21 protein-coding genes and 1 tRNA gene are annotated in these 22,370 nt (G+C 71.6%); 18 read left to right on the forward strand and 4 right to left on the reverse strand.

Features of this window, described 5'->3' with window-relative positions:
* The first annotated feature begins 69 nt into the window (after window positions 1-69).
* The 4 genes from ACN4JJ_RS04220 to ACN4JJ_RS04235 all read left to right on the forward strand — a co-directional run bounded on the left by ACN4JJ_RS04220 (window position 70) and on the right by ACN4JJ_RS04235 (window position 5,651).
* On the forward strand, window positions 70-909 hold the full coding sequence (locus ACN4JJ_RS04220) for an ABC transporter ATP-binding protein (RefSeq protein WP_440708651.1): 840 nt from the start codon (window positions 70-72) through the stop codon (window positions 907-909).
* Window positions 891-2,471, forward strand: coding sequence for a transporter (locus tag ACN4JJ_RS04225; RefSeq protein ID WP_440708652.1), 1,581 nt, complete (start codon window positions 891-893; stop codon window positions 2,469-2,471). Before ACN4JJ_RS04220 ends, ACN4JJ_RS04225 begins: the two co-directional genes overlap by 19 nt.
* A gap of 112 nt (window positions 2,472-2,583) precedes the next feature.
* Complete coding sequence (locus ACN4JJ_RS04230; protein ID WP_440708653.1) at window positions 2,584-3,867, forward strand: AI-2E family transporter; 1,284 nt, start codon at window positions 2,584-2,586, stop codon at window positions 3,865-3,867.
* Between the two features lie 62 nt (window positions 3,868-3,929).
* Window positions 3,930-5,651, forward strand: coding sequence for a hypothetical protein (locus tag ACN4JJ_RS04235; RefSeq protein WP_440708654.1), 1,722 nt, complete (start codon window positions 3,930-3,932; stop codon window positions 5,649-5,651).
* Window positions 5,652-5,744: 93 nt separating this feature from the next.
* Here ACN4JJ_RS04235 and ACN4JJ_RS04240 read toward each other — a convergent pair whose 3' ends face one another.
* The 3 genes from ACN4JJ_RS04240 to ACN4JJ_RS04250 form a co-directional block, all read right to left on the reverse strand.
* Complete coding sequence (locus ACN4JJ_RS04240; RefSeq protein ID WP_440708655.1) at window positions 5,745-6,122, reverse strand: DUF1801 domain-containing protein; 378 nt, start codon at window positions 6,120-6,122, stop codon at window positions 5,745-5,747.
* A gap of 24 nt (window positions 6,123-6,146) precedes the next feature.
* Window positions 6,147-6,962 (reverse strand): DUF1206 domain-containing protein, encoded by an 816-nt coding sequence (locus ACN4JJ_RS04245; RefSeq protein WP_440708656.1) that lies wholly within the window; start codon window positions 6,960-6,962, stop codon window positions 6,147-6,149.
* A gap of 79 nt (window positions 6,963-7,041) precedes the next feature.
* Window positions 7,042-8,757, reverse strand: coding sequence for a helix-turn-helix transcriptional regulator (locus ACN4JJ_RS04250; RefSeq protein ID WP_440708657.1), 1,716 nt, complete (start codon window positions 8,755-8,757; stop codon window positions 7,042-7,044).
* A gap of 105 nt (window positions 8,758-8,862) precedes the next feature.
* Between ACN4JJ_RS04250 and gltX the strand changes: the two genes are divergently transcribed.
* The 11 genes from gltX to ACN4JJ_RS04305 all read left to right on the forward strand — a co-directional run bounded on the left by gltX (window position 8,863) and on the right by ACN4JJ_RS04305 (window position 18,151).
* Window positions 8,863-10,395 carry a glutamate--tRNA ligase gene (gltX, locus tag ACN4JJ_RS04255; protein WP_440708658.1) on the forward strand — a complete coding sequence of 511 codons (1,533 nt, stop codon included), beginning with the start codon at window positions 8,863-8,865 and terminating at the stop codon, window positions 10,393-10,395.
* Complete coding sequence (locus ACN4JJ_RS04260) at window positions 10,392-11,390, forward strand: NAD(P)/FAD-dependent oxidoreductase (protein WP_440708659.1); 999 nt, start codon at window positions 10,392-10,394, stop codon at window positions 11,388-11,390. Before gltX ends, ACN4JJ_RS04260 begins: the two co-directional genes overlap by 4 nt.
* 55 nt (window positions 11,391-11,445) lie before the next feature.
* Window positions 11,446-12,093, forward strand: a complete 648-nt coding sequence (locus ACN4JJ_RS04265; protein ID WP_440708787.1) for a DedA family protein — start codon at window positions 11,446-11,448, stop codon at window positions 12,091-12,093.
* 38 nt (window positions 12,094-12,131) lie between these two features.
* Window positions 12,132-12,707 carry a putative glycolipid-binding domain-containing protein gene (locus ACN4JJ_RS04270; RefSeq protein WP_440708660.1) on the forward strand — a complete coding sequence of 192 codons (576 nt, stop codon included), beginning with the start codon at window positions 12,132-12,134 and terminating at the stop codon, window positions 12,705-12,707.
* A 100-nt stretch (window positions 12,708-12,807) separates the two neighbouring features.
* Window positions 12,808-12,879: transfer RNA gene (locus ACN4JJ_RS04275), tRNA-Gln, on the forward strand.
* A gap of 99 nt (window positions 12,880-12,978) precedes the next feature.
* The gene (locus tag ACN4JJ_RS04280; RefSeq protein ID WP_440708661.1) at window positions 12,979-13,692 is read left to right on the forward strand and encodes a 3-oxoacid CoA-transferase subunit A; all 714 of its coding nucleotides are present in this window, start codon (window positions 12,979-12,981) and stop codon (window positions 13,690-13,692) included.
* Window positions 13,689-14,426, forward strand: coding sequence for a 3-oxoacid CoA-transferase subunit B (locus tag ACN4JJ_RS04285; protein ID WP_440708662.1), 738 nt, complete (start codon window positions 13,689-13,691; stop codon window positions 14,424-14,426). The genes ACN4JJ_RS04280 and ACN4JJ_RS04285 overlap by 4 nt, the downstream gene beginning before the upstream one ends.
* Window positions 14,423-15,595 carry a thiolase family protein gene (locus ACN4JJ_RS04290; RefSeq protein WP_440708663.1) on the forward strand — a complete coding sequence of 391 codons (1,173 nt, stop codon included), beginning with the start codon at window positions 14,423-14,425 and terminating at the stop codon, window positions 15,593-15,595. Before ACN4JJ_RS04285 ends, ACN4JJ_RS04290 begins: the two co-directional genes overlap by 4 nt.
* A 28-nt stretch (window positions 15,596-15,623) precedes the next feature.
* Window positions 15,624-16,421, forward strand: coding sequence for an IclR family transcriptional regulator domain-containing protein (locus ACN4JJ_RS04295; RefSeq protein WP_440708664.1), 798 nt, complete (start codon window positions 15,624-15,626; stop codon window positions 16,419-16,421).
* Window positions 16,422-16,490: 69 nt separating this feature from the next.
* Window positions 16,491-16,883, forward strand: coding sequence for a PPOX class F420-dependent oxidoreductase (locus tag ACN4JJ_RS04300; protein ID WP_440708665.1), 393 nt, complete (start codon window positions 16,491-16,493; stop codon window positions 16,881-16,883).
* Window positions 16,884-16,888: 5 nt separating this feature from the next.
* Window positions 16,889-18,151, forward strand: coding sequence for an FAD-binding protein (locus ACN4JJ_RS04305; protein ID WP_440708666.1), 1,263 nt, complete (start codon window positions 16,889-16,891; stop codon window positions 18,149-18,151).
* 82 nt (window positions 18,152-18,233) lie between these two features.
* Here ACN4JJ_RS04305 and ACN4JJ_RS04310 read toward each other — a convergent pair whose 3' ends face one another.
* Window positions 18,234-19,160, reverse strand: coding sequence for a LysR family transcriptional regulator (locus ACN4JJ_RS04310; RefSeq protein WP_440708667.1), 927 nt, complete (start codon window positions 19,158-19,160; stop codon window positions 18,234-18,236).
* 149 nt (window positions 19,161-19,309) lie between these two features.
* Between ACN4JJ_RS04310 and ACN4JJ_RS04315 the strand changes: the two genes are divergently transcribed.
* From ACN4JJ_RS04315 to ACN4JJ_RS04325, 3 genes are read left to right on the forward strand one after another with little or no spacing between them, the layout of a single operon-like run.
* The gene (locus tag ACN4JJ_RS04315) at window positions 19,310-20,326 is read left to right on the forward strand and encodes a VOC family protein (RefSeq protein WP_440708668.1); all 1,017 of its coding nucleotides are present in this window, start codon (window positions 19,310-19,312) and stop codon (window positions 20,324-20,326) included.
* The gene (locus ACN4JJ_RS04320; RefSeq protein WP_440708669.1) at window positions 20,326-21,300 is read left to right on the forward strand and encodes a fumarylacetoacetate hydrolase family protein; all 975 of its coding nucleotides are present in this window, start codon (window positions 20,326-20,328) and stop codon (window positions 21,298-21,300) included. The genes ACN4JJ_RS04315 and ACN4JJ_RS04320 overlap by 1 nt, the downstream gene beginning before the upstream one ends.
* The gene (locus tag ACN4JJ_RS04325) at window positions 21,300-22,307 is read left to right on the forward strand and encodes a cyclase family protein (RefSeq protein WP_440708670.1); all 1,008 of its coding nucleotides are present in this window, start codon (window positions 21,300-21,302) and stop codon (window positions 22,305-22,307) included. Before ACN4JJ_RS04320 ends, ACN4JJ_RS04325 begins: the two co-directional genes overlap by 1 nt.
* Window positions 22,308-22,370 lie beyond the last annotated feature (63 nt).

A 22,370-nucleotide genomic window follows, 5' to 3' on the forward strand; every position in this document is an offset into this window, starting at 1 on the left:
GAGGGCTAGTGCGCGCATCCGTGATGCCGTCGCCGACACGACAGATGACAACACGTGAGGGGAACACGCATGTCCGATCCATCCATTCCGGCTCCCGGGGGAGCGCCGGTCGCACCCGCCGGGGTGCCCGCGCCGGCCGCCGCCGCGCCGTCGACCGACGTCGCGCTGCAGCTGAACGGGCTCAGCAAGCGGTTCGGCGACAAGGTGGCCGTCGACTCGCTCAGCCTGAGCGTGCCCACGGGCTCGTTCTACGGTCTCGTCGGCCCGAACGGCGCCGGCAAGACCACGACGCTGTCGATGGCCACGGGGCTGCTGCGCCCGGATGCCGGCCAGTCGCTCGTCCACGGCGTCGACATGTGGCGGGAGCCGCTGAAGGCCAAGGCCCTCGTCGGCAACCTCTCCGACGGCGTGAAGCTCTTCGACCGGCTCACCGGTGAGCAGCTCGTCACCTACAACGGGCTGCTGTTCGGCCTGGACCGCGCCGAGGTGGCCGAGCGCGTCGGCGACCTGCTGCGGCTGCTCGATCTCGAGAGCGCCGCCGGTACCCTCGTCGTCGACTACTCGGCCGGCATGACCAAGAAGATCGCCCTGGCCTGCGCCCTCGTGCACGCGCCCAGCCTGCTCGTGCTCGACGAGCCGTTCGAGTCGGTCGACCCCGTGTCGGCCGCGAACATCCGCGACATCCTCACCGGCTACGTGCAGAACGGCGGCACGGTGATCGTCTCCAGCCACGTGATGGACCTGGTGCAGCGGATGTGCGACCACGTCGCCGTCGTCGCCCACGGCCGGGTGCTCGTGGCCGGCACGGTCGACGAGGTGCGCGGCGGATCCACGCTCGAAGACCGCTTCGTCGAACTCGTCGGCGGTCGCACCCACGCGGAGGGGCCGGAATGGTTGCGGCGCTCGTAAGGCTGCGCTTCCTGGTGCTGCGCAACTCGCTGAAGCGCAGTCCCTGGCAGCTCGTGGCCGTGATCATCGGGGCGATCTACGGGGTCGGCATCCTGGCGCTCGCCGTGGCGGGGCTGATCGCGCTGGGGTTCGCGCCGGTCGAACTGGCCTCGACCATCGTGATCCTGGCCGGTTCGGCGCTCATCCTGGGCTGGATCGTGGTGCCGCTGGTGGCCTTCGGCATCGAGCAGACGCTCGACCCGGCGCGGCTCGTCGTGTTCCCGCTGTCGATGCGGCAGCTCATGCTGGGGCTCACGCTCACGGGCATCCTGGGCGTGCCGGGGATCGTCACCTCGATCGCGGTGCTGGCGACGGTGGCCACCTGGATCCGCTCGCCCGCCGCCGCGGTCGCCGCCCTGGTGAGCGGCGTGATCGCGGTGCTCATCTGCGTGATCGGGTCGCGCACCATGGCCGCGCTGTCGACCAGCCTGCAGTCGAACCGGCGCTTCCGCGAGGTCGGCGGCATCCTGATCTTCATTCCGCTCATCCTGATCGGGCCGGTGATCGCGGGCATCAGCCGCGGGGTGGCCGCGTCGGCCGAGGGCCTGCCCGACATCGCCCGGGCGCTCAGCTGGTCGCCGCTCGGAGCGCCGTGGTCGGTTCCCGCCGACATCGCGATCGGCGACTGGGGGCCGGCCCTCGTGAAGTTCGCGATCGCGCTGGCCACCCTGGCGCTCCTGCTCGTGGTGTGGCGGCGGAGCCTCGCGATCGCGCTCGTGACGCCGCGGGCCTCGTCGGCCAAGCGTGTGGCGCGCGGTAAGACCGGCCTGTTCGGCGTGCTGCCCGCCTCGCCCGCGGGGGCGATCGCCGCACGCTCGCTCACCTACTGGCGCCGCGATCCGCGCTACACCCGCCAGCTGATCATCGTGCCGCTCGTACCGGTGCTGCTCTGGTTCTACTCCAACAACACCGAGCTGCCCTGGCTGGTGAACCTCACCGGCCCGCTGATCGCCTACTTCCTGGCGCTCGCGATCTACGCCGACATCTCCTACGACGGCACCGCCTTCGCCACGCACGTGGCCGACGGCGTACGCGGAATCGACGACCGGATCGGGCGCGTGACGGCGCTCGCCGTGATCGCGGTGCCGCTCGCACTGCTCGGCACGATCATCCCCGTGGCCGTCACGGACTCGTGGGGCTCGTTGCCGTTGCTGCTCGGACTCGCGGCGGGAGCCCTGCTCGGCGGGTTCGGCGTGGTGAGCGTCTCGTCGGCGCTGATCATCGTGCCGGTGCCGCAGGCGGGCGACAATCCGTTCAAGTCGGCACCCGGCGCCGGGTTCACGACCGCCCTGGTGGGCTTCGCGGCCTGGGGGGTCTCGCTCGCGCTGCTCATCCCGGTGGCGGTGCTGGCCGTGCTCAGCCTGGTGTTCTCCTCGGCGCTGTTCGGCTGGCTGACGCTGCTGGTGGGCGTGGTGCTGGGGGCGGTGTTCCTGGTGGTGGGGCTGCGGATCGGCGCGGCGCAGTTCGAGCGCCGGGCGCCCGACATCCTGACCCGGCTGAAGTCGCTCCGCAGCGCCGCCTGAGCGCCGCCGCCAACCCCGGCAAGAGCGGCGCCGCCGGGGCGGGGCGCGGCGGGGTGGATCGGGGACGAGCAAGGGCGGGCAGGTCGCGCGGGCTCATGGCAGGGTTGAGGGCATGAGCCTCGACGCGTCCTCGACCTCCCCGCAGCCTCCGACCGCATCGGGGGCGACGGATGCGGGCGGCGCCGCGGCGCCGGCGGGGCGCCACCCGCGGCCCGCGCTGCGTGACCTGCTCACCGACCGGCTGGGCGAGGTGGGGCTGCGCAGTGCCCAGATCCTGCTCGGGCTGGTGCTGGCGGCCGTGATCGTGTTCGCGCTCGTGCAGCTGAAGCTCGTGGTGATCCCGGTGCTCGTGGCGCTGATCCTGGCCGCGGCGCTGTCGCCGGTGATCCGCTGGATGCGGCGGCACGGCGTGCCCGCGATGGTCGCGACCTGGATCACGCTGATCGGCGGCATCGTGATCTTCGGCGGGATCGTGACCCTCATCGTGTTCGCGGTGCGCGGGCAGTGGGACGAGCTGTCGCAGTCGGCGAGCGACGGCGTCGATCAGGTCACGGGCTACCTGCAGAGCGGCGCCCTGCCGATCGACCCCTCGCAGCTCGACGGCGCACGCGACGCCGTGGTCGGCTTCTTCACCTCCAGCCAGTTCGGCACCGGGGCGCTCGCCGGGGTGTCGGCTGCGGCCGAGGTCGTCACCGGGGCGCTGCTGGCCGTCGTGGTGCTGTTCTTCTTCCTCAAGGACGGCGACCGGATCTGGGCCTTCTTCCTCCGCCCGTTCCGCGGGCGCGCGCTCGCCCGCGGGCAACGGATCGGCGGCACCGCGGTGAAGACGCTCGGCGGCTACGTTCGCGGCACGGCCATCATCGCGTTCGTCGACGCCGCCGGTATCGGGATCGGCCTCGCGGTGCTCGGCGTTCCGCTGGCCTTGCCGCTCGCGGTGATCGTCTTCATCGGCGCCTTCATCCCGATCGTGGGCGCGACCGTGGCCGGTATCCTGGCCGCGCTCGTGGCGCTGGTGGCCAACGGACCCGTCGTGGCGCTCATCGTGGTGGCGATCGTGATCGCCGTGAACCAGCTCGAGGGCAACTTCCTGCAGCCCGTGGTGCAGGCGCGCTCGCTGAAGCTGCATCCGCTGGTCATCCTGGTGGCGCTGACCGCGGGCACGATCCTCGGCGGCATCGTCGGCGCGGTGCTGTCGGTGCCGATCGCGGCGGTGGCCTGGGCCATCCTCAAGGCCTGGAACCCGCCGAGCGAGCCGGCGCCGGCGTTCGCCGAGCCCTCGGACGAGGAGAAGCGCGAGCTCGACGAGAAGCAGCGGGCGGAGGATCGCAAGAAGGCCGAGAAGAAGGCGAAGAAAGCTTCTCGCGAGGCACCGAAGGCGCCGTCCGCCACGACATAATTGGCCGCACCGAGGGTCGAAGATCGCTTGCGCTTGGGCGCGACAGCCATGAGGATTGCTCAATGGCACTCCTCGTCTCGCACGCACTGCACGCTCACGCCGCCTCGACCGGTGGGTATCGAGCCGAGGGGTGGAGCCCCGCGTTCGCCCTGATGCTCGGCGGGCCGACGCCGGCCGGCGCCTCGGTGGTGCTCTCGGTGGAGCAGCCGGATGGGGCGCCGTGGTTCGACGCACGGGTGGCGGTGCCGGAGCTGGCCGACGACGGCTGGACGCGCGTGGAGCTGCGCCACGACGGCAGCGGGAGCGGCGGTGGTTCGGGCGACCTCGACGGGCCCGGCTCCGCGCGGTTCACGCTGCGGCTGGTCTCGGAGCTCGACGGTGTGGACGACGTGTTGCACGAGGGAGTCGTGACCGCGGTGGCGCTCGAGGGCGAGCACCGGTACGCCCTCGCGGTGGGTGGTCTGCTGTCGCGCGCTCTGATGTGCCTCGACGCCGTCGACGAACCGGATGCACCCCGGTTGCGGGTCACCGTCTCGCTGGGCGGTGACGTCGACGGGTCGCGTCTGGAGGCGCACTGCTTCCGGAACGGCGTGCGGTTCGCAGCGGCATCCGGGATGCAGACCGATGCGGTGTCGACCGCGACCGACGGATCGGTGGTGGTGACCGAGGCCACCGCCACGTTCGACACGGTGCGCGGCTGGAACAACCTGCAGGACTCCGGCTGGGGTGCCGGGTGGGAGTTGCTGGATGCGGGCGACGCCGGGTACGAGCTGAAGGTGCTGTGCGATTCGCGGGTGGTGCGGATCGTCGCGTTCTCGGTGGCGGGCGGGCGGATCGTGGCGCCGGGAGCGGTCGAGGCCGATCCGTGGACGGGGTGGGTGATGCTCGGCGAGGCGCGGATCGTGGGGGAAGAGCAGGTCGTGGGTGAGGAGACGCCGGCGGGGCCGACGGCGGGTGCGTGGAGGGGAGGGCCCGGCCTCGACGAAGGGACCTCCGGTGCCGGGCGGCTCGCGGGGATCGACGAGGTGTACGCGCTGCGGACCCACCGCGTGGGGGAGCCCGGTGGGGCGCCCGGTCTCGGCGATGGATCGGCGGGTGCGGTGCTCGGAGACGGGACCGCGGAGGCGGCGTCCGCGGGTGCGGTGCTGGACGACGGGGCGCCGGCAGCGGTGCAGGCGTTCGTCGACCGGGCCGAGCGGCTGCTGCTGACGTGGGAGTCCGACCTGGTCGGTGCCGCGCCGCCGTTCGACCTCGCCCAGGTGCTGACGGCCGAGGCGGTGGAGCGGGAGGCGCCGGGCTATCGCGAACTGCGTGAGGCCGTGGCATCCGTGCCCGACGACTACGCCGTGCGGATGTCGGGTGAGCCGAGCACGATGGGTGCCCTGCGTGCCCGGGTGACGGCGCTGTTCGACGCCGCCCGCGCGCGCATCGGGAGCGCTTCGCAGGCGGAGGACGACGCACTCGCGCCGTTCCGCGCGGTGCTGAGGGGCGACAAGCGCGAGGTCTTCGACGAGCATCCGGCCGACTCGTTCCAGTACGTCACGACGGATCGGCGGTCGATCGAGACCCCGGACGAGCTGGCCGCCGCGGAGTACTGGTACTTCGAGGGCCCGCTCGACCTGCCCGGCACGGCCACCGCCGACGGTGTGCAGGTGAGGGTCTCGGTGCAGGGCTGGCGCGTGGTGGGTTACCGGTTCGACGGCGACGGGATGCTGCTGGACCAGTTCGAGAACCAGGGCCACGGCGCGAACGCCCCGCTGTCGGCCTACCGCCCGCGCCCGTGAGCCTGTGCACCCGCCGCGCCCGGCGCATGGTGCAGCCGGGGCATCCGCAGCGTCAGGCCGGGCGGCCACGGCGTCGGCCGGGCATCCGCGGCGTCAGGCGGGGACCTGCGCGATCCACTGACGGAGGATGGCGGTGAACGCGTCGCGCCGGGACTCCACCGCGGGCAGGTCGGCGAAGGCGACGACCGCCCGGTCGGGTGCGAGGCGGGTGAGCAGCGCATCCGGATCGTCGACGACGATCTCCGGATTCCCCGGCCGTGGCTTCGCTCCCGTGTGCAGCACGACCCGCACCGGGGTGCGGGGCCGCAGGTTGAGCGTGGCGAAGTCATCGGCCAGGGCGAAGCTCGGTGCGTTCCACTTCACCCGCTCGTGCACACGCGGATCGGCGGCCAGGATGACCTCGCGCAGTGCCAGGACCACCTCGCGGTCGGGGTGGTCGAGATCGCTCAGGTACGCATCGATGCCGGGCACGCGCTCAGCGTAGCGGGCTGGGCCTCAGCGCTCGAGGCGCGCCAGGCGCGCGCGGGCACCGAGGAAGACCCCGTACGCGATCAGCCCGATGCCCACCGCGATCAGCACCACGATGCCGAACGGCAGATCGGCCAGCGCCTTCAGCGCGCCGTCCAGTCCCGAGGCCTTCTCCGGGTCGACGGTCAGCGCCGCCACGACGAACAGCACCCCCACCACGCCGAGCGCGATGCCCTTGGCGATGTACCCGACCATGCCGAGCACCACGACTCCGCGTCCGGCCGCGCCGGACGGAACCCGGATGAGCTTGCGGAACGTGCGCCGGATGCCGATCGACACGAACCCCACGCCACCGCCGAACACGGCGAGTCCGATCGCGATCAGCAGGAACACGCCGCCGGGGGTCGACAGCAGCCGGGCGCTCAGCGTCTGGCTGGAGTCGGACGAGCTGGTGGAGCCGCCGAGGGCGAACACCAGGGCGGTGATGCCCAGCGCGATGTAGACCACGCCTTTGCCGGCCTCCGTCGCCCGGCGCCCCCACGTCTTCTTGGCGTCGCCAGCCGTAATGAGGGGCAACTGCACCATCTGCCAGAGGCCGAGCGCGAACAGTCCCACCACGGCGAGCCAGAGCACGAACAGGCCGCCCGGCGTGTCGGAGACGCCGCGGAGCGCGCCGGACTGATCGGCCTCGCCGCCGGACCCGCCCGCCACGGCGATGCCGATCGCGATGGCGCCGATCAGGATGTGCAGCAGTCCGTTGACGGCGTAGCCGCTCCGGGCGAGCACCCGGAAGGCGCGGTTGTCGCTGACGTCGCGGGCAGCGCGTTTCGGGCTCGAATTCATCTGCCCAGCGTGCCACGGGTGACGGCGTTCGGCACGCCGACCGAACAGCACCCGCGTGCGAGCATCCGCCCGGGCGTGGTCAGCGCTTCGAGCGGGCCGAGGCGGGCGGGATGTCGCCCGACAGCCGTGCGGCCACGAGCGCCTCGCTGCGCGAGCCGACGCCGAGCTTGCGGTAGATGTGCCGCACGTGCGTCTTGATCGTGTTGTGCGAGATGAAGAACTGCTGCGACAACTCGCGGAGCGACCGTCCGGCGCCGAGACCGATCAGGATCTCCTGCTCCCGCTCGCTCAGTCGGGCCAGCGGGCCGTCGTCACGGCTCAGGGAGTCGGACAGCTCGAGCAGCAGCTCGCTGACCCGCGGAGGCTGCGGACGGGCGATCGCCGCCGTCACCATCCGCCCGAGCAGCACCGGTGGCAGGTGATAGAGGGCGCGGCGGAACCCGCTGTCGGCGCACAGCAGCATCGCGTAGTCGAAGCTGGAAGCGCTGCGGGACTCGTCGCCGAGCGCGGCGCGGGCGGTGGAGTCGACCAGCAGGGCTTCGATCAGCGAGCCGCGCGAGTGCATCTCGCCGAGCCGCAGGCACTCGGCCACGGCGCCGATGGCCTCCTCGTGCCGGCCCTGGCCGATGAACAGCCAGCCGCTGTAGCGACCGCTGCAGAAGAGGTGCCGTGCGTCGTCGAGCTGGGCGCCGGGCGGCTTCTCGGCGGGGTGGTTGCGGCCGAGCGCGGCCTCGATTCCGACCCGGATGACGTAGGTGAGGGAGTCCAGCAGATGGGCGCCGGTCCAGCGGTGCGCGAGCTGACGAGCGAGGCGGAGCGGTTCGAGAGCCTCGGAGGGCCGACCTCGAACCAGAAGCGTCATCGATGTCACGAGGGCCGAGTAGCTGCGCCACTCCGTTCCGCGCACCGCCCCGTCGAGATCCGGCGCCAATTCGGCGGCGCGGTCGAAGTTGCCGCGGTCGAGCTCCATCAGGGCGAGCGCGAACACCGCCGGGGCGGCGGCCGCCGAGTGCCGCAGGGGGATCTCGCTCGGGTCGTCGGGGTGCTCGGCGGCATCCGCGGCGGCGAAGGCGCGATCGACCCACTCCTGCACCTGGGGGTAGTTCTCGTTCAGCAGGGCGTAGAGCGCGGCCGTACCGTACGCCCGCACGCGCTCGTCGGGCAGCAGCTGCTCACGGGCCATGGCGAGTGCCGGCCCGATCGAGGACTCGTGGTGGTCGAACGCGGCGCGATGCCAGTCGAGGATCGATCGTTCCAGGCGCAGGCGCACCTCCATCCCGATCCGCCAGTCGAACTGTGCGGAGCGGTCCCGCTCCAGATCCTCGCGGAGCCTCTCCAGCAGCTCGTGCGCGCGCTCGAACCGGCCGCGGTGCCGCTGATCCACCGCGAAGACCAGGCGTGCCATCATGTCGTGCGGATGCGCATCCGACCCGGCGCTTCCCGCTGCGGCCGGATGTGCGGCCTCGCGCTCGGCGTCGTGCACGGCGAGCTGACGCTTGGCCTCCGCGAAGTACAGGGTCGACGTGGCGCGCTCGACCGACTCCGCGGCGCTGTAATAGGTGCAGGCGAGACCGGTGAGCAGCCACGGATCGGCCTGCCAGACCCCGGTCGGCAGAGCGCGGATGGTGACGCGGACGAGGGCCGGATCACTGATCACGTACCGCCGCCAGGAGTCGGTGACGAGCGCAGCCGCGTCGGCGGATCGCCCCTCGTCGAGGGCGCTCCGAACCGCGTCACTCCACAGCCGAGCTGGTCGCACCAGTACGCGCACTCCCGTCAAGGGCGCGATCTCCAAGCCGCGTCCCCTCGTCGAATATAAGTCGACAGACCAGCAACCAGGAAATGATGAGAGCTGCGGATCGGGTTCCCCGGGCCCCGCGCCCCGTAGAATCGACGGGTCATGAGCGCACCGTCACCGCATCCCGCAGCCCCCGCCCACCCCTTCTCCGACGCCACCGGATCCGAGGTGCGCGTGCGGTTCTGCCCGAGCCCCACCGGCACCCCGCACGTCGGTCTCGTGCGCACCGCGCTGTTCAACTGGGCCTACGCCCGGCACACCGGCGGCACGCTGGTGTTCCGGATCGAGGACACGGATGCGAACCGCGACTCCGAAGAGAGCTACGAGCTCATCATCGAGGCGCTGAGCTGGCTCGGCCTCACCTGGGACGAGGGTGTGAACGTGGGCGGCCCGCACGGCCCCTACCGCCAGTCGGAGCGTTACGACATCTACCGTGACGTGATCGCCCGCCTGATCGAGTCGGGCCACGTGTACGAGAGCTTCTCGAACGCCGAGGAGATCGACGCCCGCAACGAGGCGGCCGGCCGCTCGAAGCAGCACGGCTACGACAACTACGACCGCGACCTCACCGAGGAGCAGAAGGCGGCGTTCCGCGCCGAGGGCCGCGAGCCCGCGCTCCGCCTGCGGGTTCCGGATGCCGACCTGTCGTTCGACGACCTGGTGCGCGGCGAGATCACCTTCCCGGCGGGCTCCTTCACCGACTTCGTGATCGTACGCCCGAACGGGCATCCGCTCTACACGCTCGTGAACCCGGTCGACGACGCCCTGATGGGAATCACGCACGTGCTGCGCGGCGAAGACCTGCTCTCCTCGACGCCCCGCCAGATCGCGCTGTACCACGCGCTGATCGACATCGGGGTGACCTCGTTCGTGCCCCGCTTCGGGCACCTGCCCTACGTGATGGGGGAGGGCAACAAGAAGCTCTCCAAGCGCGACCCGGAGTCGAACCTGTTCCACCACCGCGACCGCGGCTTCATCCCCGAGGGCCTGGTGAACTACCTGGCGCTGCTCGGATGGTCGCTGGCTCCGGATCGCGACGTGTTCTCGATCGAGGAGATGGTGGCCGCCTTCGACGTGGAGGACGTGCTGCCGAACCCCGCCCGCTTCGACCTCAAGAAGGCCGAGTCGATCAACGGAGACCACATCCGCCTGCTGTCGGAGGAGGACTTCGCCGGGCGCCTGGTGCCGTACCTCGCCGCTGCCGGCGTCGTGTCCCTGCCCGTCTCGGATGCCGACGCCGCGGTGCTCGCCGAGGTCGCGCCGCTCGTGCAGACGCGCATGGCTCTGCTGGGCGAAGCTCCCGAGCTGATGGGCTCGTTCTTCGTCTCCGCCGACGAGCTCACCTACGCCGAGGACGCGCTGGCCGGGCTGCCCGAGAACAGCGGTCTCGTACTGGTCGCCGCCATCGGGGCGGTCGAGAACATTCCCGAATCGGAATGGACCGCCGAGAGCATCCAGAACGCGCTCGCCGCGGCGCTGATCGAGGGGCTCGGGCTCAAGCCGCGCATCGCCTACGGGCCGCTGCGGGTGGCGCTCTCCGGGCGCCGCATCTCGCCGCCGCTGTTCGAGTCGATGGAGATCCTGGGCAAGGCCGAGACGGTCGCGCGCCTCGACGCGCTGGTGAAGTCGCGATGAGCGGGGTGGATGCGGCAGCGTCCGCACATGCGGCTGCGACCGGTACTGCGCCGGGCGCGGCTGCGGAGGTGGCATCCGGCGCCGATCGCTACGACGTCGTCATCATCGGCGGCGGGCCCGCCGGCCTGTCGACGGGCCTCAACCTCGTGCGGGCACGCCGTCGGGTGCTCATCCTGGACAGCAACCGCCCGCGGCACTCGGCCACGCTCGTGTCGCACGGCTTCCTGACGCGCGACGGCGTCTCGCCGCTGGAGCTGCGCGCGCTCGGCCGCGAGGAGTTCGCCGGGTACCCGGATGCCGAGTTCCACCAGGGGCTCGTCGGCTCGGTGACGGCTTCCGCCGGCGGCGGGTTCACGATCACGTCGCGCGGGGTGCGCGGGTCGGCCGATCGGACGATCGAGGCGCCCGTCGTGGTGCTGGCGAGCGGGCTCAGCGAGACGCTGCCGGCGCTGCCGAGCATCCGGGCCTATTACGGCACGAGCCTGCACAGCTGCATCGAGTGCGACGCCTTCGAGAAGAGCGGCGAGGCGCTGGCGCTGATCGGCTCGACGCCGGACCTGGCCGAGCGCGCCCTGCTGATCTCGCAGGTGACCGACGACCTGATCGTGTTCACGGGCGGGTCGCCCGACGCCGTCACGGCCACGGAGGAGGCCGACCTCGTCGCCCGCGGCATCGCGATCGAGCGTCGTCCCCTCGCCGATGTCGTAGGCGACCGGTCGGGCCTCACCGGGGTGCAGCTGGAGGACGGCACGGTCGTTCCCCGCACGGGCGGCTTCGTGCGCCCGCTCTGGTCGGTGCCGCTCGCCTTCGCCGAGACGCTCGGCTTCGAGCAGGACGACGAGGGGCACATCGTGGTGGACGGGCGCGGGGCGACATCCGTACCCGGGCTCTACGCGGTGGGCGACCTCACGCCCCCCGGCCCGCAGCAGCTGATCGTGGCCGCCGGCGCCGGCGCGCGCGTCGCCGCCGCGGTGAACCGCGCCCTCATCGGCTGAGCCGCCCGGATCGGCGCGCGGCGAGTCGACGCCGAGCGCTTAGGCTCAGCAGGTGATGGTTCAGGATCTGTTCGGCGTGCAGGGCGTGGTCGAGGGTGCGGGCGTGTGGGGGCTGCTGATCGTCTGCGCGATCGTGTTCGCCGAGACGGGGCTGCTGATCGGCTTCTTCCTGCCGGGTGACACGCTGCTGTTCTTCACCGGGCTGCTGACGTTCACGGGGGCGATCCCGCTGCCGCTGCCGGTGGTCGTCCTGGCGGTCTTCGTAGCCGCGGTGCTCGGCGATCAGCTGGGCTACCTGATCGGCCTGAAGGCCGGTCCGGGCATCTTCGAGAAGCGCGATTCCGGCTTCTTCAGCCGCAAGAACGTGGAACGCACGCAGTCGTTCTTCGACCGCTTCGGCGGCTGGGCCGTGACGATCGCGCGCTTCGTGGGCGTGGTGCGCACCTTCGCCCCGGTGGCGGCGGGCGTCGGCAAGATGCACTACCTGCACTTCCTCGGCTTCAACGCGCTCGGCGCGGCCATCTGGGCGGCGGCGATCGTCGGCCTCGGCTTCGTGCTCGGCAACATCCCCGAGGTGGCCGCGGTCGTGGAGCAGTACATGGAGTGGGTGCTGATCGGCATCGTCGTGATCACGGTCGGCTCGGCCGTCGTCGCCTACCTCCGCCAGCGCCGGGCCTCCCGCAAAGAGGCCGCCCAGGAGTAGATTGTCGGTCACGGATCCGGTCGACCGGAGGTGACGCGATGACCGAGGCGCAGCATCCCGAGCGGTCGCTCTCGCTGGCGTGGACGCGCGAGTCGGAGGCGGGCGGCGGCGGCCGCGAAGACCTCACGGTGGCGTTCTCGCCCGGCGGATGCGTGGCCGTGGGCCATGTGGTGCTCGCCGATCCGGAGCCCTACGACGTGTACTACCGGGTCGAGTGCGACGACGGATGGCGCAGCCGCTACGTCTCGGTCGCCGAGACGCTGCGCGGCCGCTCCCTCGCGATGCGCTCGACCGGAGACGGCCGATGGGTGAGCGACGACGCCCGGATGCTGCCCGGCCTCGCCGACGCGATCGACGTCGACATCTCGGTCACCCCGTTCAGCAACACCCTCCCCGTGCGCCGGTTGCAGCTGGCGGTGGGGGAGAGCGCCGACATCGTGACGGCGTACGTGGACGTGGCGCTGATGCGGGTGAGCGCCGATCCGCAGCGCTACACCCGGGTGGAGTCGACGGTGTACCGCTACGAGTCGCGCGACTCCGACTTCGTGCGCGATCTGCGGGTGGACGAGGAGGGCTTCGTGCTCGAGTATCCGGGCTGGTTCAGGCGGCTGTGAGCCCGGCCGGGCCGGCCCGCTCGCTGGGCGCCCGCGCTTTTGGATCACCGGTCGGCATGCGCTACCGTGGAGGGTCGGCTCCGGCTTCGGTCGGGGACGGTGGGGTATGGTGTAATTGGCAACACGGCTGATTCTGGTTCAGTTGTTCTTGGTTCGAGTCCAGGTACCCCAGCACTGTAAGGCCCCTCTCGAGGGGCCTTTTTTGTTGCCCTCTTTCGTGGCACACTGGTTCACTAGACGCACAAGTGTTCACGATGCGAACGGAGCGCAGATGATCTCGAAAGTGGTCGACGACACCGCCGAGGCGGTGGCGGGCATCGAAGACGGCTCGACGGTGATGATCGGGGGCTTCGGGCTCGCCGGGCATCCGGTCGCCCTCATCGACGCCCTGCTCGAGCAGGGCGCCACCGGCCTCACCATCGTGAGCAACAACGCCGGCAACGGCGACACCGGGCTCGCGGCCCTGCTGAAGGCGGGGCGGGTGGCGAAGGTGATCTGCTCGTTCCCGCGCCAGAGCGACTCCTGGGTGTTCGACGGCCTCTACCGGGCCGGCGAGCTGGAGCTCGAGCTCGTGCCCCAGGGCAACCTGGCCGAGCGCATCCGGGCGGCCGGTGCGGGCATCGGCGCCTTCTTCACGCCCACCGGCGTGGGCACCCTCGTGGCCGAGGGCAAGGAGGAGCGCACCATCGACGGCCGCGACTACATCCTCGAGTACCCGATCCGCGCCGACTACGCCCTCGTCTCGGCGTTCAAGGCCGACCGGTGGGGCAACCTGGTCTACCGCAAGACCGCCCGTAACTTCGGGCCGATCATGGCCACGGCCGCTCGCACCACGGTGGTGCAGGTCGACGAGGTCGTGGAGCTCGGCGCGCTCGACCCCGAGACGGTCGTCACCCCCGGCCTGTTCGTGGATCGCGTGGTGGCGCTGGGGGAACGGGCCTGGCTGAGCGACGGCCGGTTCGTCGGAGCGGAGGCGGCCTCATGAGCACCGGCATCGACCGGCGTGCTCTCGCCGCACGCATCGCCCAGGACATCCCGGAGGGTGCCGTCGTGAACCTCGGCATCGGCGCCCCCACCCTCATCGCCGACTACCTCCCCGAGGGGCTCGAGATCATCCTGCACACCGAGAACGGGCTGCTCGGCATGGGCCCGGCGCCCGCGCCCGGCCGCATCGATCCCGACCTCATCAACGCCGGCAAGCAGCCCGTCACCGAGCTCACCGGAGCCGCCTACTTCCACCACGCCGACTCCTTCGCCATGATGCGCGGCGGGCACCTCGACATCTGCGTGCTCGGCGCCTTCCAGGTCTCCGAGCACGGCGACCTGGCCAACTGGCACACCGGCGGGCCCGACGCCATCCCGGCCGTCGGCGGCGCCATGGATCTCGCCCTCGGCGCGAAGCAGGTGTTCGTGATGACGGATCTGCTCACCCGCGACGGGGTGTCGAAACTCGTGACGGAGTGCAGCTATCCGCTCACCGGGCGGCGCTGCGTGAGCCGGGTGTACACCGACCGTGCGGTGTTCGAGGTCACCGAGGGTGGCCTCGTCGTGTCGGAGACGTTCGGCGGCACGACGGTGGACGAGCTGCGCGCGATCACCGGGCTCGCGCTCGAGGACGGCGTCGCGCGCGCCTCGGCCGCGTCCGGCGACGCCGCGTCCCACCACGCCGCATCCGGCCACGCCGCATCCGGTGCCTCCACAGACGGGAGCCCCGCATGACCGCCAGCTTCGTCTACGACGCCGTGCGCACGCCCTTCGGCCGGTTCGGCAAGGCGCTCGCCGGGGTGCGACCCGACGACCTGCTGGCGACCGCCCTCCGCGGGGTGCTGGAGCGCCACCCCGATCTCGACCCGGCGGCCGTCGACGACGTGGTGGCGGGCGCCGCCAACCAGGCCGGCGAAGACAACCGCGACGTCGCCCGGATGGCCGTGCTGCTCGCGGGACTGCCGACCTCGGTGCCCGGCGTCACCGTCAACCGGCTCTGCGGATCGAGCGTGCAGGCCGTGATGGATGCCAGCCGGGCGGTCGAGACCGGCGATGTGCAGCTCGTGCTCGCGGGCGGCGTGGAGTCGATGAGCCGGGCGCCCTGGGTGCTCGCCAAGCCCGAGCGCGCCTACCCGGCGGGCGACGAGCGCCTGCACTCGACGACCCTCGGCTGGCGGCTGGTCAACCGGCGCATGCCCGAGGAGTGGACGATCTCGCTCGGCGAGTCGAACGAGCGCCTCGCGGAGCGCTTCGGCATCACCCGCGAGGAGCAGGACGCCTACGCCGCCGCCAGCCACGTGAAGGCGGCCGCCGCGTGGGACGCCGGCCTCTACGACCCGGAGATCGTGCCGGTTCCCGGTGTGACGCTGACGCGCGACGAGGGCATCCGGCCCGACGCCACCGCCGCGTCGCTGGCCGCGCTCACGCCGGCCTTCCGCCCCGACGGCAGCATCACGGCCGGCAACGCCTCGCCGCTGAACGACGGCGCCTCGATGCTCGTCATCGGCTCGGAGTCCGCTCCGATCGACGCCGAACCGCTGGCCAGGATCATCGGCCGGGCCGCCGCCGCGGTCGACCCCGACGTGTTCGGCATCGGCCCCGTCGAGGCCGTGAACCGGGCGCTCGCGAACGCCGGCAAGACCTGGGCCGACGTCGACGTGGTGGAACTCAACGAGGCTTTCGCGGCGCAGTCCCTGGCGTGTCTCCGGCTCTGGCCGGAGCTGGATCCCGCCATCGTGAACATCCACGGCGGCGCCATCGCGATCGGCCATCCGCTCGGCGCCTCGGGCGGGCGGATTATCGGGCATGCAGCACACGAACTGGTGCGCCGCGGCGGCGGTGTGGCGGTGGCGGCGATCTGCATCGGGGTGGGGCAGGGCCTCGCGGTGGTGCTCGAGCGCTAGCCCGGAACGATGCGACTAGCCTGAGACGATGCGAGAGGATGCGGGCGAGCCGGGCGGCGGCTTCGTGCAGTCGCTCGCACGCGGTCTGGCGGTGATCACGGCGTTCGACGCCGAGCGGCCCGAGATGACGCTGAGCCAGGTGGCCGCCGTGACCGGGCTGAGTCGGGCGACGGCCCGCCGGTTCCTGCTCACGCTCGTCGAACTCGGCTACGTGCGCTCCGACGGCCGGCTGTTCGCCCTCACCCCCCGGGTGCTCGAGCTCGGCTACAGCTTCCTCGGCGGCCTCGGGCTGCCCGAGATCGCGCAGCCGCACCTCGAGCGGCTCTCCCGGGAGCTCGGCGAGTCCACGTCGGCGTCGGTGCTCGACGGCCCCGACATCGTCTACGTCGCGCGCGTGCCCACGCGGCGCATCATGACCGTCGGCATCACCATCGGCACCCGCTTCCCCGCCTACGCCACCTCGATGGGGCGGGTGATGCTCGCCGCGCTGCCGGCCGACGAGCGCGCCGCCCGGCTCGCGCATCCGGAGCCCGTCGCCTTCACGGCCAGCACCCTCACCTCGGCCCCTGCACTCGAGGCCGAGATCGCCCGGGTGCGCGAGCAGGGCTGGTCGATCGTCGACCAGGAACTGGAGAACGGGCTGCGCTCGGTGGCCGTTCCGGTCGTCCGGGCGGGTCGCGTGGTCGCCGCCGTCAACGTCTCGGCCACCGGATCGTCGAGCCTGGAACGGATGCGCGAGGTCTTCGTGCCCTCGCTGCTCGCGGTGGCCTCGGCGATCGGCCGCGAACTGGAGCACTCCCGGCCCGATGCGGGGCCGTTCGCCTGAGTCGCCGACGGCGCCCGGCGGCCTAGTCTGGAGGTCGCGGCGGTGCGCCGCGGGTGGACGGAGAAGACGATGACCGAACTCATTCCGGCGGAGTACGCGCCCCTGCTCGAGCAGCCCAACTACGGGCACCTGGGCACGATCCGGCCCGACGACACCGTGCAGGTGAACCCGATGTGGTTCCTGCGCGACGGGGACACCCTCCGCTTCACGCACACGACCAAGCGGGCGAAGTACCGCAACCTGCAGCACAACCCCTCGATGAGCCTGTCGGTGATCGACCCCGAGAACCCGTTCCGGTACATCGAGGTGCGGGGCACGCTGGTGGCCGTCGAGCCCGACCCGACCGGGGCCTTCTACGTGGTGCTCGGCCGCCGGTACGGCAACCCCGAGCAGACGCCGCCGCCGGACTCGCCCGACCGGGTCGTGCTGGTGATGCAGATCGAGAAGTTCACGGCGCAGTAGTCGCGATGACAGACGCAGAGTACACACGCAACTGGGCCGGGAACGTCGCCTACCGCGCCGAGCGCTTCGCCCGCCCGACCTCGCTCGAGGCACTGCCCGAGATCGTGAGCGAGAACGCGCGGGTGCGCGTGGTCGGGTCGCGGCACTCGTTCAACGACCTGGCCGACACCGAGGGGGTTCAGGTCTCCCTGGCCGAGGTGGCCGTCGACCTCGAGCGCGACCTCGTGGTCGACGCGGCGGCCGGCACCGCCCGCGTGCCCGCCTGGCTGCGCTACGGCGACATCGCCGAGCCCCTGACCGAGCGCGGGTTCGCCCTGCCGAGCCTGGCCTCGCTCCCGCACATCTCGGTCGCGGGCGCCGTCGCCACGGGCACCCACGGCTCGGGCGACCGGCTCGGATCGCTCGCGACCCAGGTCGTGGCGATCGAGCTGATCGACGGGCGCGGCGAACAGCGCACGCTCCGGCGCGGCGAGCCCGACTTCGACGGCGCCGTGGTGTCGCTCGGCGCGCTCGGGATCGTCACCCACCTCACGCTCGCCGTCGAGCCCGCCTACGAGGTGGCGCAGACGGTGTACCAGGGTGCCCGCTGGGATCGCGTGCTGGCCGACTTCGACCGCGTGACCTCCGCGGGCGACAGCGTGAGCCTGTTCACCACCTGGCGGAGCGCCGAGCTGATCGACCAGTGGTGGGTGAAGTCGCGGGTCGGGGGCGACCCTCGCGAGCTGCCCGAGATCGGCGCGGTGGCGTCATCCGTCCAGCTGCATCCGATCCCCGGCATCGACGGCGACCCGTGCACGCCCCAGCTCGGCGTCGCCGGGCCCTGGTACGACCGGCTGCCGCACTTCCGGCTCGGGTTCACGCCCTCGGCCGGCGACGAGATCCAGACCGAGTACCTCGTCGCCCGGGAGGACGCGCCCCGCACGATCGCCGCCCTGCAGGGTCTGGCCGAGCGGATCGCACCCGTGTTGCAGATCGCCGAGGTGCGCACCGTGGCCGCCGACGAGCTGTGGCTGAGTCCCGCCTCGGGGCGCGACGTGGTGGCGTTCCACTTCACCTGGCATCCGGATGCTGCGCCCGTTCTCGCCGTGCTCCGCGAGATCGAGGCGGTGCTGCCCGACTCGGCCCGCACCCACTGGGGCAAGGTCTTCGACCGCTCGGACTGGCTGTCGCGCTACCCGCGCGCCGGCGACTTCCGTCGCCTCCGGGCCGCCTTCGACCCCGAGGACCGCTTCGTCAACGCCTACCTGCGCCGGCTCGGCCTGGACTGACGCGCCCGGGGCGGCGCTGCCGAGATGCCAGAACTGTCGTCATGATCCTCGCCTCTCGTCAGTCGCCGAGCGCGCCGAGCGGTCAGGGCTGCTCGAGCGAGGCGGCGGCCTGCCGGAAGATCTCGCGCATCCACACGTGCTCGGGATCGCGGTCGTGCACCGGATGCCACCAGAGCGCGTTCAGGATGGGCGTAGCGTCGAACGGTAGCCCAACAGTGCGCACGCCGGGCAGCGCCGCCACGAGCGGAGCCAGCGCCGTCTGGATGAGCCCGATGCGCCGCGTGCCGACCACGAAGTGCGGCAGGGCGAGGAAGCTCTCGACCACCGCCTCGGTGTGCGGCTCGATGCCGAGCTGCTGCACCTGCCGCACGGCCGAGGTGAAGGCGGAGCGGGACTGGTAGGTGGTGACCCAGGGCAGCTCGGCCATGTTCTGCATGGTCAGCGTCTCGCCCACCGCGTCGTTGTCGTCGGCGACGACCGCCACCCACTGGTCGTGCCACAGGTCGTCATAGGGCAGATCGACGATGAACCCGTGCGGGATGATCAGGCCGTCGGCCGCCCGCAGACGGTTCGCGGCATCCTCGACGATGAACGGATTGTGCAGCACGAAGCGGAAGCGCACCCCCGGAGCGATGTTCGCTGCGAGGTCGGAGACCGCCTTCGCGATCGTGGCGAATCCGTAGTCCGAGCCGAACACCGTGAACTCCCGGGTGGAGCCGGCCGGGCTCCAGCTGGTCTGGCTCTCGAACACGCGGCGGGAGGCCTCGAGGGCGATGGTCGTCAGCTCCGTGAGCCGGATGGCGAGCGGGGTGAGCTCGTAGTTGTTGCCCTGGCGGGCGAGCAGCGGATCGTCGAAGTGCGAACGCAGGCGCGCCAGCGAGGCACTGAGGGCGGGCTGGCTGAGCCGCAGGCGCTCGGCGGCCCGGGTGACGCTCCGCTCGGTGAGGAGCGCATCCAGCGACACCAGCAGATTGAGGTCCAGACGGGACAGCAGACGTTCATCGGTCACGGCGGTGTGATCCTTCGGTCGGGGTCTTCGCCGCCATTCTTGCATAAACGACACTGATGACGACCATAGTCAGACTGTCATTCCCTGATACCCACCACGGCGTCGATAGTGGGGGAAGGGCCGACGGAGGCCCGCAGAAAGGGTCGACGATGATCAAGCTCCTCTCCCACCTCTCGTACGTGGCGATCACCTCGCCCGACGTCGAAGCGTCGGTCGAGTTCTACGTGAACCAGGTCGGACTGACCGTGGTCGATCGCCAGGACGGCGCCGTGTATCTTCGCTGCTGGGGCGACTACTACCGCTACAGCGTGGTCGTCGTGCCGGGCGACGAGCCCTCGCTCGCCACCATGGCCTGGCGCACCTCGAGCCCCGAGGCGCTGGAGGAGGCCGCGAAGCGACTCGAGGCCGCCGGGGTGGAGGGCGAATGGTTCGACGGCGTCTCGATCGGCCGCGCCTACCGCTTCACCGGGCCGTGGGGCCACAGCATGACGCTGCACTGGGACGTCGAACGCCACCAGGCCGCCGGGCACGTCGCCTCGATCTTCCCCGACCGCCCCGAGAAGCGCTCCACGGTCGCCGGCGCCCCGCGCCAGCTCGACCACGTGACCGTCGCTACGAGCGACGTCGACGCCTTCGCCGCCTGGTACAACGACGTGCTCGGCTTTCGCATCATGGCCCGCACCGTTCTCGACGAGGCGCCGATCTCGGTGTTCTCGGTGCTCACCACCAACGAGAAGTCGCACGACCTCGGCGTGGTGCTCGACGGCTCGAGTCGCGCCGGCCGCGTGAACCACTACGCCTTCTGGGTCGACACCCGTGAAGAGCTGCTGATCGCCGCCGACGTGCTGATGGAGAACGGCACGCCGATCGAGTACGGCCCGTCGATCCACGGCATCGGCGAACAGAACTTCCTCTACTACCGCGAGCCCTCCTCGCTCCGGATCGAGCTGAACACCGGCGGCTACCGCAACTACGTGCCCGACTGGACGCCCAACACCTGGAAGCCCTCGCTCGGCTCGAACAACCTGTACCGCAACGGCGCCATGCCGATGTCGATGACCGAGTCGTTCCCGCCGGCCGACGGCCCGAGCGCCACTGAGGAGGGCGTGCCCGACGAGATCAAGGACGCCCTCCTCAACCCCTACGCCACGCAAGGTCGCGGCTGATGGCCTTCGGTGAACTGCCCGACGCCGCCTTCTCGCTCGTGCGGGTGACGGTTCCGGATGCGGCCGAGCCGCGCGTCGGGCTGGTCGTCGGCGACCGGGTCACCCTGCTGAACGACGACGAACTCGGTGCCGGCGGTCTGAACGGGTTCCTCGAATCGCCGGACTGGGATCGCCTCGCGGCGATCGCCCGCGCGGGCGACGAGCGGCGGTGGACGGAGCTGGCGGACGTGACCTTGACGGCACCCGTCGCTCCGCGGCAGGTGCTGCAGACCGGTGCGAACTACCGCACACACGTCATCGACCTCGTGGTCTCCGGTCTCGCGCCCGACGACCCGCGCTCGCCCGAGGAGGCTCGCGCTTGGGCCGGCCGGATGATGGACGACCGGCGGGAGAACGGCGAGCCGTACTTCTTCATCGGCCTTCCGGCCTGCGTCGTCGGCCCCGACGAGCCGCTCGCCCTGCCGTCGTACAGCGAGAAGCACGACTGGGAGCTCGAGCTCGCGGTGGTGATCGGAGCCCGCGCCTTCCGGGTCTCGCGCGAGGAGGCGATGGATCACGTCGCCGGCTACACGATCGTCAACGACATCACCACCCGCGACCTCGTGTTCCGCAAGGACATGAAGGAGATCGGCACCGACTGGTACCGCGGCAAGAACGCCCCGGGCTTCCTGCCCACCGGGCCGTTCCTGGTGCCCGCGCCGTTCGTCGACCCCGCAGCCCTGGGCATCCGGCTCGACCTGAACGGCGACACGATGCAGGACGCCTCCACGAGCGACCTGCTCTTCGACATCCCGGCCCTGGTGTCGGGAGCGTCGCAGACCATGCCGCTGTTGCCCGGCGACCTGCTGCTCACGGGCAGCCCCGCCGGCAACGGGGCGCACTGGGGCCGCCTCCTGCGCGCGGGCGACGAGATGGTCGGCTCGATCGAGGGGCTCGGCCGCCAGACGGTTCGCTGCGTGGCGGAGGCGGCCTGATGACGCGGCCGGCTCAGAACCCCACCGAGAACCCCGCCGAGCTCGACCGCTCCGACCCCGCATCGGAGATCGCCCGGGCCGCCGAGGCCTTCCGCAACTGGGGCCGCTGGGGCGCGGACGACGCGCTCGGCACCCTCAACCTGATCGACGGCGCGAAGCGGATCGAGGCCGCCGCGCTCGTGCGCGAGGGCCTCTCGGTGTCGCTGGCGCAGAGCTTCGACATGAACGGCCCGCAGAAGGGCTGGCGGCGGCGCACCAATCCGGTGCACACCATGCTCGACACGGGAACGGATGCCGAGCGCGGCAACCAGGGGTTCCCGCACGGCATCGGCGGAGCCGACGACATCGTGGCGATGCCCCTGCAGTGCTCCACGCAGTGGGACGGGCTCGGCCACATCTTCGATCACGGCCGGGCCTGGAACGGCCGCGCCGCGGGCGACGTGGTGACCAGCGAGGGCGACCTCGTGACCGGCATCGAGCACGCGGCCTCGGCCATCGTGTCGCGCGGCGTGCTGCTGGATGTCGGCCGGTTCCTCGAGCCCGGGTCGGGCGAGCTCGCCGACGGCTACGCCATCACCGTGGCCGATCTCGAGGGGTGCATCATCGCTCAGGGCGCGAGCAGCCGGGTGGGCGCGGGCGACATCGTGCTGGTGCGCACCGGCCGGCTCGCCCGGGCGCGCCGCGAGGGCTGGGGCGACTACGCCGGAGGCGACAGCCCCGGTCTGTCGTTCACGACGGCCGGCTGGCTGCACCGCAGCGACATCGCGGCGATCGCCACCGACACCTGGGGGTTCGAGGTGCGGCCGAACGAGTTCGACGTGGCCTTCCAGCCCCTGCACCAGGTGGCCATCCCGAACATCGGCCTCACCATCGGCGAGATGTGGGACCTCGACGAGCTCGCCCGGCTGTGCCGGGATCGAGCCCGCTACGACGTCCTGCTCGCGGCCCCGCCGCTGCCCATCACGGGCGCGGTCGGCTCGCCGATCAATCCCGTCGCCGTGCTCTGACGACGCCGGCAGGCCCGCCGCATCACCGCATCACCGCATCACCGCATCACTCCGGAACAGAGA

It is taken from the genome of Herbiconiux dendrobii (assembly GCF_052048175.1).
Classification (GTDB): Bacteria; Actinomycetota; Actinomycetes; order Actinomycetales; family Microbacteriaceae; genus Herbiconiux.